The organism is Pseudomonas sp. TH07 (assembly GCF_016651285.1).
Classification (GTDB): domain Bacteria; phylum Pseudomonadota; class Gammaproteobacteria; order Pseudomonadales; family Pseudomonadaceae; genus Aquipseudomonas.
Map to the genome: position 1 here is coordinate 1,108,773 of NZ_JAEKED010000001.1, position 12,355 is coordinate 1,121,127.

General features: G+C 62.7%; 12 protein-coding genes and 1 riboswitch. Of the genes, 7 read left to right on the plus strand and 5 right to left on the minus strand.

Features of this window, described 5'->3' with window-relative positions; all coding sequences use genetic code 11:
* Positions 1–154 precede the first annotated feature (154 nt).
* Together ligB and JFU57_RS05280 are read left to right on the plus strand one after the other, a co-directional pair.
* Positions 155–1,834 carry an NAD-dependent DNA ligase LigB gene (gene ligB, locus JFU57_RS05275; protein ID WP_201128382.1) on the plus strand — a complete coding sequence of 560 codons (1,680 nt, stop codon included), beginning with the start codon at positions 155–157 and terminating at the stop codon, positions 1,832–1,834.
* Between the two features lie 95 nt (positions 1,835–1,929).
* Positions 1,930–2,325 carry a DUF1090 domain-containing protein gene (locus tag JFU57_RS05280; protein ID WP_078472750.1) on the plus strand — a complete coding sequence of 132 codons (396 nt, stop codon included), beginning with the start codon at positions 1,930–1,932 and terminating at the stop codon, positions 2,323–2,325.
* Positions 2,326–2,490: 165 nt separating this feature from the next.
* Here JFU57_RS05280 and JFU57_RS05285 read toward each other — a convergent pair whose 3' ends face one another.
* A complete protein-coding gene (locus JFU57_RS05285; protein ID WP_201128383.1) occupies positions 2,491–2,940 on the minus strand; it encodes a c-type cytochrome in 450 nt (149 codons plus the stop codon).
* A 128-nt stretch (positions 2,941–3,068) separates the two neighbouring features.
* Between JFU57_RS05285 and mltA the strand changes: the two genes are divergently transcribed.
* Complete coding sequence (gene mltA / locus JFU57_RS05290) at positions 3,069–4,241, plus strand: murein transglycosylase A (protein WP_201128384.1); 1,173 nt, start codon at positions 3,069–3,071, stop codon at positions 4,239–4,241.
* Between the two features lie 82 nt (positions 4,242–4,323).
* Here mltA and JFU57_RS05295 read toward each other — a convergent pair whose 3' ends face one another.
* A complete protein-coding gene (locus JFU57_RS05295) occupies positions 4,324–4,710 on the minus strand; it encodes an MAPEG family protein (protein WP_078472747.1) in 387 nt (128 codons plus the stop codon).
* A gap of 34 nt (positions 4,711–4,744) precedes the next feature.
* Positions 4,745–5,578 (minus strand): EamA family transporter, encoded by an 834-nt coding sequence (locus JFU57_RS05300; RefSeq protein WP_078472746.1) that lies wholly within the window; start codon positions 5,576–5,578, stop codon positions 4,745–4,747.
* Between the two features lie 296 nt (positions 5,579–5,874).
* Here JFU57_RS05300 and JFU57_RS05305 point away from each other — a divergent pair, with 296 nt between their 5' ends.
* Complete coding sequence (locus tag JFU57_RS05305; RefSeq protein ID WP_078472745.1) at positions 5,875–7,140, plus strand: cation:proton antiporter; 1,266 nt, start codon at positions 5,875–5,877, stop codon at positions 7,138–7,140.
* On the opposite strand, the gene JFU57_RS05310 is transcribed toward JFU57_RS05305, so the two are convergent.
* Positions 7,141–8,028: a formate/nitrite transporter family protein gene (locus JFU57_RS05310; RefSeq protein ID WP_201128385.1), complete on the minus strand. Its 888-nt coding sequence runs from the start codon at positions 8,026–8,028 to the stop codon at positions 7,141–7,143.
* Between the two features lie 87 nt (positions 8,029–8,115).
* Positions 8,116–8,520, minus strand: coding sequence for an acyl-CoA thioesterase (locus tag JFU57_RS05315; RefSeq protein ID WP_020295316.1), 405 nt, complete (start codon positions 8,518–8,520; stop codon positions 8,116–8,118).
* Positions 8,521–8,712: 192 nt separating this feature from the next.
* A riboswitch (S-adenosyl-L-homocysteine riboswitch) is annotated at positions 8,713–8,813 on the plus strand.
* 22 nt (positions 8,814–8,835) lie between these two features.
* Here JFU57_RS05315 and ahcY point away from each other — a divergent pair.
* The 3 genes from ahcY to JFU57_RS05330 all read left to right on the plus strand — a co-directional run bounded on the left by ahcY (position 8,836) and on the right by JFU57_RS05330 (position 12,216).
* Positions 8,836–10,245 (plus strand): adenosylhomocysteinase, encoded by a 1,410-nt coding sequence (gene ahcY, locus JFU57_RS05320; protein WP_078473564.1) that lies wholly within the window; start codon positions 8,836–8,838, stop codon positions 10,243–10,245.
* Positions 10,246–10,432: 187 nt separating this feature from the next.
* A complete protein-coding gene (gene metF, locus JFU57_RS05325) occupies positions 10,433–11,278 on the plus strand; it encodes a methylenetetrahydrofolate reductase [NAD(P)H] (protein ID WP_020295314.1) in 846 nt (281 codons plus the stop codon).
* Between the two features lie 122 nt (positions 11,279–11,400).
* Positions 11,401–12,216 (plus strand): substrate-binding periplasmic protein, encoded by an 816-nt coding sequence (locus tag JFU57_RS05330; protein WP_078473563.1) that lies wholly within the window; start codon positions 11,401–11,403, stop codon positions 12,214–12,216.
* Positions 12,217–12,355 lie beyond the last annotated feature (139 nt).

Here is a 12,355-nt window from a genome sequence, read left to right on the forward strand (position 1 = left end):
TTTTTTGTAGCCGAAGGTTTCCCTGCCGGCCTCTGGCCCGGGGCTTACCGGCTGCCTCCCGTGCCCCGAAACAACCGGCAACCAGCCGAGTGCCCCGCGCCTCGCGGAGCGGCCTAACCTTGGTCGACATCACGCCCGAGCAAGGACGCTCCCCATGTTGCCCAGACTGCAATGGTTGATCAGTTTCGCCCTGGCACTTCTCGTCCTGCCGGCCATGGCCGCCTGCCCGGATTGGCCCACCGCCCGCGCCACTGAAGAAATCAGCGCCCTGCATCGACAACTGCAGGCCTGGGGCGAGGGCTATCACCGACAGGGCCAGTCCGCAGTGGCCGACGAGCTGTATGACCAGGCACGGCAACGCCTGAATACCTGGCGCCAGTGCTTCGGCGTCGCGTCCACTGCTGACCAGCCGCTGCGCAGCGCTGCCGGCGACGTGGCCCACCCGATCCCCCATACCGGCCTCGAGAAACTCGCCGACGACCAGGCCGTGCAGTCCTGGCTGCAAGGCCGCCGCCAGGTCTGGGTGCAGCCGAAGGTCGACGGCGTGGCGGTGACCCTGATCTACCGCCGCGGCCTGTTCCAGCAGGCCATCAGCCGTGGCGACGGCCTGCGTGGCCAGGACTGGAGCGCCGCTGCGCAGTTGATCGAGGCCATTCCCAAGCGATTGCCCCAGCCGGTGGACCTGCTGCTGCAAGGCGAGCTGTACTGGCGCCTGGAAGCCCACGTTCAGGCGGAGGCCGGCAGCCGCAATGCCCGCAGCCAGATCGCCGGGCTGATGGCACGCAAACAGCTGCGGGCGCAAGAGGCAAGGCAGATCGGCCTGTTTGTCTGGGACTGGCCACAGGGCCCGAACACCCTGCCCGAGCGCCTGGCGCAGTTGAGCAGCCTGGGGTTCGCCGAAAGCCGCGAGTACAGCCACCCCGTCACCGACCTTGACGGCGCACGGCGCTGGCGCGACCACTGGTATCGCGCGCCCCTGCCCTTTGCCAGCGACGGCATTGTGTTGCGCCAAAGCCTGCGCCCGCCCGCGCAGCGCTGGCAGGTCAAGGCGCCGTACTGGCTGGTGGCCTGGAAGTACCCCTACCGGCAGGCCCTGGCCACGGTACGCAAGGTGCAATTCAAGATCGGCCGCACCGGGCGCATCACCCCACTGCTGGAACTGGAGCCGGTGCGCCTGGATGACCGACAGATCCGCCGGGTCAGCAGTGGCTCGCTACAGCGCTGGCAAGCGCTGGATATTCGCCCCGGCGACCAGGTGGCCATCAGCCTGGCCGGGCTGACGGTGCCACGCCTGGACAGCGTGGTGCTGCGTGCGGCGCAACGAGCACCAATCACGGTGCCCGACCCCGGGGCCTTTGATTACCTGAGCTGCTGGCAGCCGCTGCCCGGTTGCGAAAGCCAGTTCCTGGCACGCCTGACCTGGCTCAGCGGCAAGCAGGGGCTGGACCTGCCCCATGTCGCTAGCGGCACCTGGGAGAAACTGATTGAAACAGGTCGCATCAAAGGCTTGGTCGATTGGTTGACCCTCGACCACGCAGAGCTTGCTAACATTGCCGGCTTTGGCGAACGCAGCAGCGCACGCCTGCTCGACAGCCTGCAAGGCGCCCGGCAACGACCTTTCGCACGCTGGCTGAAGGCCCTGGGCTTGCCGCCCAGTGGCACGGCCAGCCTGCAAGGCCCGTGGCAGGTCCTGGCGAGCAAAAGTACCGAACAATGGCAGGCCGAGGGCAACATCGGCCCCAAGCGCGCCGCACAGTTGAGCGCGTTTTTGCAAAGCCCGCAGATGCGGGCTGTCACAGAAGAATTGAGAGCCGCCGGGGTCGAAGGGTTTTGAAGACTGATCGATCCGTGGTGTTGAACCCCAAGGGCACGACTACGCTCCAAGAGCCCAACCGTCTGCCCACCTGATAGCGACCTTACGGAGCCTTTATGAAACTGTTTTCACCGCTCGCGCTTTTGACCCTTTGCAGCCTGGTGGCCGCCCCGGTGCTGGCCACAGAGCAGGCCCCGGAACTCACCGGCTGCGCCGCCAAGCGCCAGGCCATCAGCGTCCAGATCGAGCAAGCCAAGGCTCACGGCAACAGCGAACAGCAGGCTGGCCTGGAAAAAGCCCTGAGCGAAGTCACTGCCAACTGCACCGACGCCTCGCTGAAGAAGGAACGGGAAAACAAGGTGCTGGATGCCAAGCACGAAGTCAGCCGCCGTCAGGCCGACCTGGATAAAGCCATGAAAAAAGGCGATTCGGAGAAGATCAACAAGCGCAAGGACAAGCTCGCCGAATCCCGCAAGGAACTGCAGCAAGCCCTGGACGAGCTGGATAAATAAGCCGCTGACGGGCTTTCACGCCAAACCTTGACTCAGGACTGTCTGTGGCGAGGGAGCTTGCTCGCGCTTGCCTACGCAGCAGGCACCGCCTCAAGCCCCAGGGGTGGCAGCTGCCGTCGCGACAGATGCCCCGGTCCTGCCCAGGTCGCCCGATTTAAAGCAGGATCAGTGATCACGAAACTCTTTATGGCAAGCACTGCACGCATCTTCGACCTTCTGCACCGCCGGGCCGAGATTGGCGGCCTTGTAGGGCTGGACCTGGCTCGCGATCACCAATTCACCGGTGGCCGCCTCAAGGTTGCGCGCCAGCTCCTGGAAGCGCGCCTGTTTGCGCCAGACATCGTCGGTGGCGCTGGTATGTTCCTCTTCCTTGACCTGGGGAAAGTGCTTCCACGGCTCATGGGACAGGCTGTCGAGTTTGACCGCACCCTCGGCGAAACGCGCACCGTCGAAGGCGATCCGCCCGCGAAGCATGCCGCCCAGGTCTTCACCGGTCTTGAGCATCTGTTTGAAGATCGCCTTGCGCTGCCCCAGGGGCGAGTTCGGATCGACTCCACCGCAGGCAGAAAGCGTCAGGCAGGCCAGCAATACAACAGCAAGTCTTTTAAGAATCATGGTGGCTCAAGGTTCGGGAAAACGGCGGCCAGTATCCTCGCCTGCCCGGCAAAGACCAATAGCCCTATTAAAAACAAGGGTTGCCCGAGCGCCTGCACGGCTCGCGCAATCGTCAAAGGAAGTACCGCATGAATCTCAGTTTCAGCGCCTGGCGCCGTCACCTGGCCTGGACCCTGCCGACCCTGGCCCTGCTGGCCGGGTGCAATGGCAGCGACACCGAAACGCCCCAGACCCACGCCCTCGCCACCTACGTCAGCGCACCCTGGGAAGCCCTGCCGCAGGTCGCCGACAATGACCTGCTGGCCGGCTTCGGTTCCTGGCGCAGTGCCTGCACCCGACTCAAGGCCGATACGATCTGGGGACCAACCTGCGCCGCAGCGGCCACTGTGCCGCAGACGCCCGCCGCCATTCGCGGCTTTCTTGAAGAACACCTTCAGGTCTTCGGCCTGCGCTCGGCCAATGGCAGCAGCAATGGCCTGATCACCGGTTACTACGAACCGGTCTACCCCGGCAGCCTGACCGCGACCAAGACCGCCAATGTGCCGGTGTACGGCGTGCCGGATGACATGATCATCGTCGCCCTGGACAGCCTCTACCCCGAACTCAAGGGCAAGCGCCTGCGCGGCCGGCTTGAAGGCCGGGTGCTCAAGCCCTACGACGACGCTGCCAGCATCGAGACCAAGGGCGTCAAGGCGCCGGTGATTGCCTGGCTGACCGACCCGATGGACCTGCAATTCCTGCAGATCCAGGGCTCGGGACGGATCCAGCTGGCCGATGGTCGCCAACTGCGCATCGGTTATGCCGACCAGAACGGCCATCCTTATCGGCCGATCGGGCGCTGGCTGGTGGATCAGGGCGAGCTGAAAAAAGAAGAAGTCACCATGGGTGCCATCGCGGCATGGGCCAAGGCCCACCCGGCACGTATTCCCGAGCTGCTGGGGAGCAACCCCAGTTATGTGTTCTTCAACCGCAACCCGGACAGTAACGAAGGTCCGCGTGGGTCGCTGAATGTGCCCCTGACCTCAGGCTACAGCGTGGCGGTGGATCGCAAAGTGATTCCCCTGGGCAGCCTGTTGTGGCTGTCCACCACCCGCCCGGATGGCAGCAGTCTGGTGCGCCCGGTGGCCGCCCAGGACACCGGCGGCGCCATCACCGGCGAGGTCCGTGCGGATCTGTTCTGGGGTACGGGGGATGCAGCCGGGCAACTGGCCGGCGACATGAAACAGCAAGGACAGATCTGGATGCTCTGGCCCAAGGGCGCGGCGCTGCCGGCCGTTCCGGAAGTGGCCGACAGCAAATAACCTCGCCACTCAACTCCACGCCGCCCGCAACTTCGCAGGCGGCGACCCTCGGCGAAAGCAGCCCAGGGTCGCGGAACAGCGATCAGATCGAAACGAAAAAGAAGCTGGCAATCAGTGCCATGCCCACGAACCACACCACCGAGCGCAGCATGGCCCAGTCCGCCAGGTAGCAGATGATGTACAGCAGACGACTGGTGATAAACAGCACCGCCAGCACGTCGATGGTCACCAGCTGCGCCACATTGGCGACATGGGCAATGATCACCGCCGCCGCAAAGGCCGGGGTCACTTCGAAGCTGTTGAGCTGGGCGGAATGGGCACGCTTGGCGAAGCCTTCAAGGGTCGCCAGGAACGCACGCGGGTCGTGGTTCTGCCGTGGCCCGAACTTGCCACCACTGAACTTGGCGATACCGGTGCACAGGTACGGCAGGAGGATGGCGATAAATACACACCAGAAGGCAACGGTCATGGCAGGGTCCTTTTTTAAAGTTAGGGGGGACGGATCAGAACTTCATCACCAGCATGCCGATCAGGACCAGCCCACAGGCTAAGAGCCGTGGCCGACCGAAAGGTTCTTTCAAGTAGCGCATGCCGAACAACACCACCAGGATCACGCTGATCTCGCGCAACGCCGCGGCTTCGGCAATCGAGCCAAGCTGCATGGCCCAAAGCACCAAAGCGTAGCTGAACAAAACGCAAAATCCGACGCACAGCCCCAACCGCCACTGTTCACGCCAGAACAGGGCGAATGCCGGGCGCCTGCGGACCAGCGCCAGCAAGGGAAAGGGCCAGGCACTGAGCAGCGTGACCCAGACCAGGTAATCCAGAGGGTGCGACCAGCGCCGCAGGGCCTGGCCGTCGATAAAGGTGTAGCAGCCGATGCACAAGCCAATCAGCGCCACCACCGGCAGCATCGACCACGGCAGGCGCTCGCCGCCACCGCCCTGCCACAACAGGCAAAGCATGCCGAAGGGGATCAGCAGAATGCCGAGGATCTGCTGGGTGCTCAGCACTTCTCCGGCAAACACCAGGGTCAGGGCCAGCACCACCAGGGGCGACAGCCCCCGCATCAAGGGGTAAACCAGCCCCAGGTCGCCCACCCGGTAGGCCTGGATCAACAGGTAGCGATACAGCAGTTCAAAGGCGGCGGAGGCCAGGATCCATGGCCAGATCGCGGCAGGCGGCAGCTCGACGAAGCCCAGCATCAAGGCCACGAACAGCAGCGCCACACTGTCCATGCACGCCACCACCAGCAACCGCTCGGCACTGAATTTGATCAGGGTGTTCCAGGCCGCGTGCAGCAGTGCCGCCACCAGAACCAGACTTGTCGCCAGCACTTCAGACTCCCTGTTTGATAGAGGAGAAACGTTTCACCTAGCCCTTTCGGCTGTTTATACTGGCGCCGACCACGCCGCACTCAGTTGCGCAGAGACCTATTCCAATAATTCCTGCCACCGCTCGACCCTCTGGGGACGGCAACCGGCATGCGCATGCCTGATCAGCGCGTCAAGACTACAGACTAATAGCAGCTGCAAGTGGCAAGCAGTGAGCCTCAAGCTTGAAACTTGCAGCTTGAGGCCCGAAGCTTGCTGCCGCCCCCTGTCACCCTCGCCGTTCATCCAAAGGAGTCCGGATGCTTGAACTTGTCGCTGCATTTATTTGCCTGACCACCCTGCTCACCTACGTTAATTTCCGCTTTATCGGCCTGCCACCGACCATCGGCGTGATGGTGACCGCACTGCTGTTTTCCCTGCTGCTGCAAGGACTGAGCTTTCTTGGCTACCCCGGGCTCGAAGAGCACGTGCAGCAACTGATCGGCCAGATCGACTTCGGCGACCTGCTGATGAACTGGATGCTGTCGTTCCTGCTGTTCGCCGGCGCCCTGCACGTCAACCTCGGCGACCTGCGCAGTTACCGCTGGCCCATCGGCCTGCTGGCCACGGTCGGCGTTCTGGTCGCCACAGTGGTGATCGGCAGCCTGGCCTACTGGATCTTCGGCCTGTTCGGCTGGCATGTGAGCTTCCTCTACTGCCTGCTGTTCGGCGCGCTGATTTCACCCACCGACCCGATTGCGGTGCTCGGCGTGCTGCGTACCGCCAACGCGTCCAAACCGCTTAAGACCACCATCGTCGGCGAGTCGCTGTTCAACGACGGCACCGCCGTGGTGGTGTTTACCGTACTGCTCGGCATCGCCCAGCTGGGTGAAACCCCGACGATTGGCGCGACGGCCATGCTGTTCGCCCACGAGGCCATTGGCGGCGTGGTGTTCGGCGGGCTGATCGGCTACCTGGTGTACCTGATGATCAAGAGCATCGAGCAGCACCAGATCGAAGTCATGCTGACCCTGGCCCTGGTCATCGGCGGCTCGGCGATGGCCGCCGAACTGCACGTATCGGCACCGATCGCGATGGTGGTGGCGGGGCTGATCATCGGCAACCTGGGGCGCAATCTGGCGATGAACGACATGACCCGGCGCTACCTCGACGGTTTCTGGGAATTGCTCGATGACATGCTCAACGCCCTGCTGTTCGCCCTGATCGGCATGGAGCTGCTGCTGTTGCCGTTCTCCTGGCTGCACCTGCTAGCGGCGAGCCTGCTGGCGCTGGCGATCCTGCTCTCGCGCCTGCTTACCGTGGCCCCGGCCATCCTCCTGCTGCGCCGCTGGCGCACAGTGCCGCGCGGCACCATCCGGGTCCTGACCTGGGGTGGCCTGCGCGGCGGGGTTTCGGTGGCACTGGCGCTGGCCCTGCCCCTGGGCCCGGAACGCGACCTGTTGCTGAGCATCACCTACATCGTGGTGCTGTCGTCGATCCTGTTGCAGGGCCTGAGCATCGGCAAACTGGTACGCCACGTGACCAACGATGCACCGGCGCCCGCCAGCAAGGCAGACGCTCACTGATCATTTTTTGATCTCTCGCGGATCGGGCGCTGGCGTCTGGTCCGCGGTTTTATTGGGTTTGCCACTCTCGCTGCGCACCTGGGCATGGCTGATCAGGGCAAAGATGCAGCTGCCGCCAATGATATTGCCCGCCAGGGTCGGTCCGGCGAACACCAGCCAGAAATCCTTCCACGGCAACTCGCCGGCAAACACCAGGTACGAGACCTCGGCCGAACCGACCACGATATGGGTAAAGTCACCCAGGGCCATCAGGTAGGTGATCAGGACGATGATCCAGATCTTGGCGCTCTCCATGGACGGGATCATCCAGACCATGGTGGCAATCATCCAGCCGGAAATAATGCCTTTGGCGAACATCTGGCTGCTGTCGTTTTCCATGACCTTGCGCCCGATATCGAGGAAGGCCATATCGGTCTTGCTGTCAAAAATCGGCAGGTGCAGCATCACGTAGGCCACCAGCAGGGTGCCGCACAGGTTACCCACCAGCACCACACTCCACAGCCGCAGCAGGCGCCCGAAGTTGTTCAGGGTCGGCTTGCTCATCACCGGCAGCACCGCGGTCAGGGTGTTTTCGGTAAACAGTTGCTGGCGCGCCAGGATCACCGCAAGAAAGCCCGCGCAGTAACCGAAGCTGGCGATCACCTTGAAGCCCTCGGTGTCGGGCAGGCGCGAATTGAGCAGGCCCATGCCCATCAATGACAGGCCCATGGTCAAGCCGGCAGCCAGGGCCGACCACCACAGCGCGGCGACGCTGCGCTCCAGTTCCTGGTCGCCCTGGGTGCGGATGATTTCATGCAGGACCGCCGCGCGAGGCGGTTGGTTGCGGTCGACGTCGTGCTGCTCTTCGGCCGACAGGCCGGGGGTCTTGCCGTCTTTTTGGGTGTCCATAAGGCTCCTGAACCAGGCGGGTCATTTAGCTACGACCTGCGCGGTTCAGGGCTGTTCAGTGGCACCAGGTGTTTTGTCGCAAAGGCTTCACTCGACGGCGGCGTCGTCCTGGAACTGGTCTTTCACGTACTTGATTTCGGTGCGCCCGTGGGGCGCCGGCAAGCCGTCTTCGCCGAGGTTGACGAACACCATCTTCTCGACCGTGAGAATGCTCTTGCGGGTGATCTTGTTGCGCACTTCGCAGGTCAGGGTAATCGAGGTGCGACCGAACTCGGTGGCGGTAATCCCCAGCTCGATGATGTCGCCCTGGCGCGAGGCGCTGACAAAGTTGATTTCCGAGATGTACTTGGTGACCACGCGCTGATTGCCCAGCTGGACGATGGCGTAGATGGCCGCCTCTTCGTCGATCCAGCGCAACAGGCTGCCGCCGAACAGCGTGCCGTTGGGGTTGAGGTCTTCGGGCTTTACCCATTTGCGGGTGTGGAAGTTCATGGGGGGGCTCCGGGGTTGGGAGGGGGGTTAGTGATGACTGTGGATGGGCCCCAGCTTCTAGCTTCAAGCTCAAAGCTGCAAGTTAAAAGCCGGTCCGCGCTGACTTGCAGCTTGCCACTTGGCGCTCAAACCCAGCTATAATCGCCACCGTTTCAAAACGGTCATCTGTATCGGATACCGTTTTCCCGCCACCTGTCCGAGGGGCGCTGCAGCAGGTTTACCTGTCAGGCTCGGATGGGGCGTTGCTGGCCACAGTCGGCCAGATACCAAACGCACAACGGCGCCCATTCGCATAACTACGAATGGAGGCTCTTCATGAGCGCTGTTATCACGCCTGCAGATTTTAACGATTACAAAGTCGCCGACATGTCCCTGGCTGCCTGGGGCCGTCGCGAAACCATCATCGCCGAATCGGAAATGCCGGCCCTGATGGGTCTGCGCCGCAAGTACTCCGCCGAGCAGCCGCTCAAGGGCGCGAAGATTCTTGGCTGCATCCACATGACCATTCAGACCGCCGTGCTGATCGAAACCCTGGTTGCCCTGGGTGCCGAAGTGCGTTGGTCGTCCTGCAACATTTTCTCGACTCAGGACCAGGCCGCTGCTGCCATCGCCGCTGCCGGCATCCCGGTTTTCGCCTGGAAAGGCGAGACTGAAGAAGAGTACGAGTGGTGCCTGGAGCAGACCATCCTCAAGGATGGCGCGCCGTGGGATGCCAACATGATCCTCGACGACGGCGGCGACCTGACCGAGCTGCTGCACAAGAAATACCCGGCGATCCTGGACCGCGTCCATGGCGTTACCGAAGAAACCACCACCGGCGTGCACCGCCTGCTGGACATGCTGGCCAAGGGCGAGCTGAAAATCCCGGCCATCAACGTCAACGACTCGGTGACCAAGAGCAAGAACGACAACAAGTACGGCTGCCGTCACAGCCTGAACGATGCGATCAAGCGCGGTACCGACCACCTGCTGTCCGGCAAGCAAGCGCTGGTCATCGGCTACGGTGACGTGGGCAAGGGCTCGGCCCAGTCCCTGCGTCAGGAAGGCATGATCGTCAAGGTTTCCGAAGTTGACCCGATCTGCGCTATGCAAGCCTGCATGGACGGTTTCGAACTGGTTTCGCCGTTCATCGACGGTATCAACACCGGCACCTCCGCCTGCATCGACGCAGCACTGCTGGGCAAGATCGACCTGATCGTGACCACCACCGGCAACGTCAATGTTTGCGACTCGAACATGCTCAAAGCCCTGAAGAAGCGCGCTGTTGTCTGCAACATCGGCCACTTCGACAACGAAATCGACACCGCTTTCATGCGCAAGAACTGGGCATGGGAAGAAGTGAAGCCTCAGGTACACAAGATCCACCGTACCGGCCCTGGCGCGTTCGACGCCCAGAACGACGACTACCTGATCCTGCTGGCCGAAGGCCGCCTGGTGAACCTGGGTAACGCTACCGGTCACCCAAGCCGCATCATGGATGGCTCGTTCGCCAACCAGGTTCTGGCGCAGATCTTCCTGTTCGGCCAGAAGTACGCCGACCTGTCGCCAGCCCAGAAAGCCGAGCGCCTGACCGTTGAAGTACTGCCGAAGAAACTCGACGAAGAAGTGGCCCTGGAAATGGTCCGCGGCTTCGGCGGCGTCGTGACTCAACTGACCAAGACCCAGGCCGACTACATCGGCGTGACCGTCGAAGGTCCGTTCAAGCCGCACGCTTACCGGTACTAAGCAGCGCCGAGCTTCGAGCTGCAAGCAGCAAGTTAGAGCGGTTGGCTGACTTGCGGCTTGTGGTGAGGGGCTTGCTCCTTCATTGCTCTCTTTAAGCAGTTGTGAGCTTCAAGCTGCAAGCTACAAGAACAGGCACACCGCCTGCTTGCAGTTTGCAGCTTGAAGCTTGCGGCTGGAGGCCCCCTCCATGTCCCAAGACCGTCGCTACAGCTTCGAATTCTTCCCGACCAAGACCGATGCTGGGCATGAAAAACTGCTCGCCACTGCCCGTCAGCTGGCCACGTACAACCCCGATTTCTTCTCCTGCACCTACGGTGCCGGTGGCTCGACTCGCGATCGCACGATCAACACCGTGCTGCAGCTTGAGAGCGAAGTTAAAGTCCCCGCTGCGCCGCACCTGTCCTGCGTCGGCGACAGCAAGGACGATCTGCGCGGCCTGCTCAACCAGTACCAGGCTGCCGGGATCAAGCGCATCGTCGCCCTGCGCGGCGACCTGCCTTCCGGCATGGGCATGGCCAGCGGTGAGCTGCGCCACGCCAACGACCTGGTGGAGTTCATTCGCCAGGAAACCGGTGACCACTTCCATATCGAAGTCGCTGCCTACCCGGAAATGCACCCGCAAGCGCGCAATTTCGAAGACGATCTCAACAACTTCGTGCGCAAGGCCAACGCCGGTGCCGACAGTGCGATCACCCAGTACTTCTTCAACGCCGACAGCTACTTCTACTTCGTTGAGCGCGTGCGCAAGCTGGGTGTGAACATTCCGATCGTGCCGGGCATCATGCCGATCACCAACTACAGCAAGCTGGCGCGCTTCTCCGACGCCTGCGGCGCCGAGATCCCACGCTGGATCCGCAAGCAGCTGGAAGCCTACGGCGACGACACCCAGAGCATTCAGGGTTTCGGCGAGCAGGTGATCAGCGAAATGTGCGAACGCCTGCTGCAAGGCGACGCGCCAGGGTTGCACTTCTATACCCTGAACCAGGCCGAGCCGAGCCTGGCAGTGTGGAACAACCTGAAGCTGCCACGCTGATCGCAGGTTGAACACCCAAGGGCCCTGGCGAAACCAGGGCCCTTTTTCATGCCGGGTCCTTGAGCTAGAGCGGTCTGCACTGCCTCTAGCTATTTCAGCGGGTCACGGCGTAATCTCGCGCCATGTTTGTCATCTTCCGGTTGCTGACCGCCCTTCTCTGTACTTGCCTGAGCCTTGCGGCCCATGGCGAGAAGCTGCGCATTGTCACTGATCCCTGGCCGCCCTACGCCTACGAGGAAAACGGCAAGGCCATGGGCCTGGACTACGAGGCCACGGCCATTGTCTTCCAGCGCCTGGGGATCGAAGTGCAATGGCAGTTCCTGCCGTGGAAACGCTGCCTGGCCATGCTGGAGCAGGGCCAGGCCGACGCGGTGCTGGATATCTTTCATCGCGAAGAACGGGAAAAAAGCCTGCTCTACCCCAGCGAACCGCTGTCGGAAGTGGAGTTCGTGATGTTCTACGCCAACCAGCGCCCGCACCCGTTCAGCCGCCTGGAGACCTTGAGCGGCCTGACCATCGGCACCTCCCCCGGGTACCTGTACACCGACGAATTCAACGACTCGCCGCTGTTCACGCGCGAGCCCGCGCCCACCCAGGAAGCCAACTTCGGCAAGCTGCTGCTGGGACGGATCGACCTGGTGATCACCGATCGCCGGGTCGGCCAGTACCTGCTCGACACCTTGAAGGTGCGCGACCAGATCACCGAAAACCCCTTGGTGCTGGTGCGCCAGGGGCAGTTCCTGGCCGTGCGCCGCAACGCCGGCATGGACTTGCTGGTGCAGCGCTTCGCCGCCGAACTCAAACGCTTCAAGCAGGAACCGGCCTACGCCGAGCTCAATGCCCGCTACGGCGGCGCTCGCGCCCCGGGACCTTCGAAGGCGACCCTGCACTCCACCTCCGATAAAACCGTTGAGCAGCAGGAAAGCAGCGCACAGTGATTGCTCTGTTATACTCCGGCCTTTCCGCCAGGCTCACGCCCGGACGCTCGTTCCTGTTCAAGGCATCTCGATACCGCTACAGCGCAGCCAATACGGCCCGCGCGGGCTTTTTCGGGCACGTCTTCAGGACTGAAGCTGG

Bases quoted from the DNA above. Each gene is read 5' to 3' on its own strand.
- ligB (WP_201128382.1), top strand. From the start codon at position 155: ATGTTGCCCAGACTGCAATGGTTGATCAGTTTCGCCCTGGCACTTCTC.
- JFU57_RS05280 (WP_078472750.1), top strand. From the start codon at position 1,930: ATGAAACTGTTTTCACCGCTCGCGCTTTTGACCCTTTGCAGCCTGGTG.
- JFU57_RS05285 (WP_201128383.1), bottom strand. From the start codon at position 2,940: ATGATTCTTAAAAGACTTGCTGTTGTATTGCTGGCCTGCCTGACGCTT.
- mltA (WP_201128384.1), top strand. From the start codon at position 3,069: ATGAATCTCAGTTTCAGCGCCTGGCGCCGTCACCTGGCCTGGACCCTG.
- JFU57_RS05295 (WP_078472747.1), bottom strand. From the start codon at position 4,710: ATGACCGTTGCCTTCTGGTGTGTATTTATCGCCATCCTCCTGCCGTAC.
- JFU57_RS05305 (WP_078472745.1), top strand. From the start codon at position 5,875: ATGCTTGAACTTGTCGCTGCATTTATTTGCCTGACCACCCTGCTCACC.
- JFU57_RS05310 (WP_201128385.1), bottom strand. From the start codon at position 8,028: ATGGACACCCAAAAAGACGGCAAGACCCCCGGCCTGTCGGCCGAAGAG.
- JFU57_RS05315 (WP_020295316.1), bottom strand. From the start codon at position 8,520: ATGAACTTCCACACCCGCAAATGGGTAAAGCCCGAAGACCTCAACCCC.
- ahcY (WP_078473564.1), top strand. From the start codon at position 8,836: ATGAGCGCTGTTATCACGCCTGCAGATTTTAACGATTACAAAGTCGCC.
- metF (WP_020295314.1), top strand. From the start codon at position 10,433: ATGTCCCAAGACCGTCGCTACAGCTTCGAATTCTTCCCGACCAAGACC.
- JFU57_RS05330 (WP_078473563.1), top strand. From the start codon at position 11,401: ATGTTTGTCATCTTCCGGTTGCTGACCGCCCTTCTCTGTACTTGCCTG.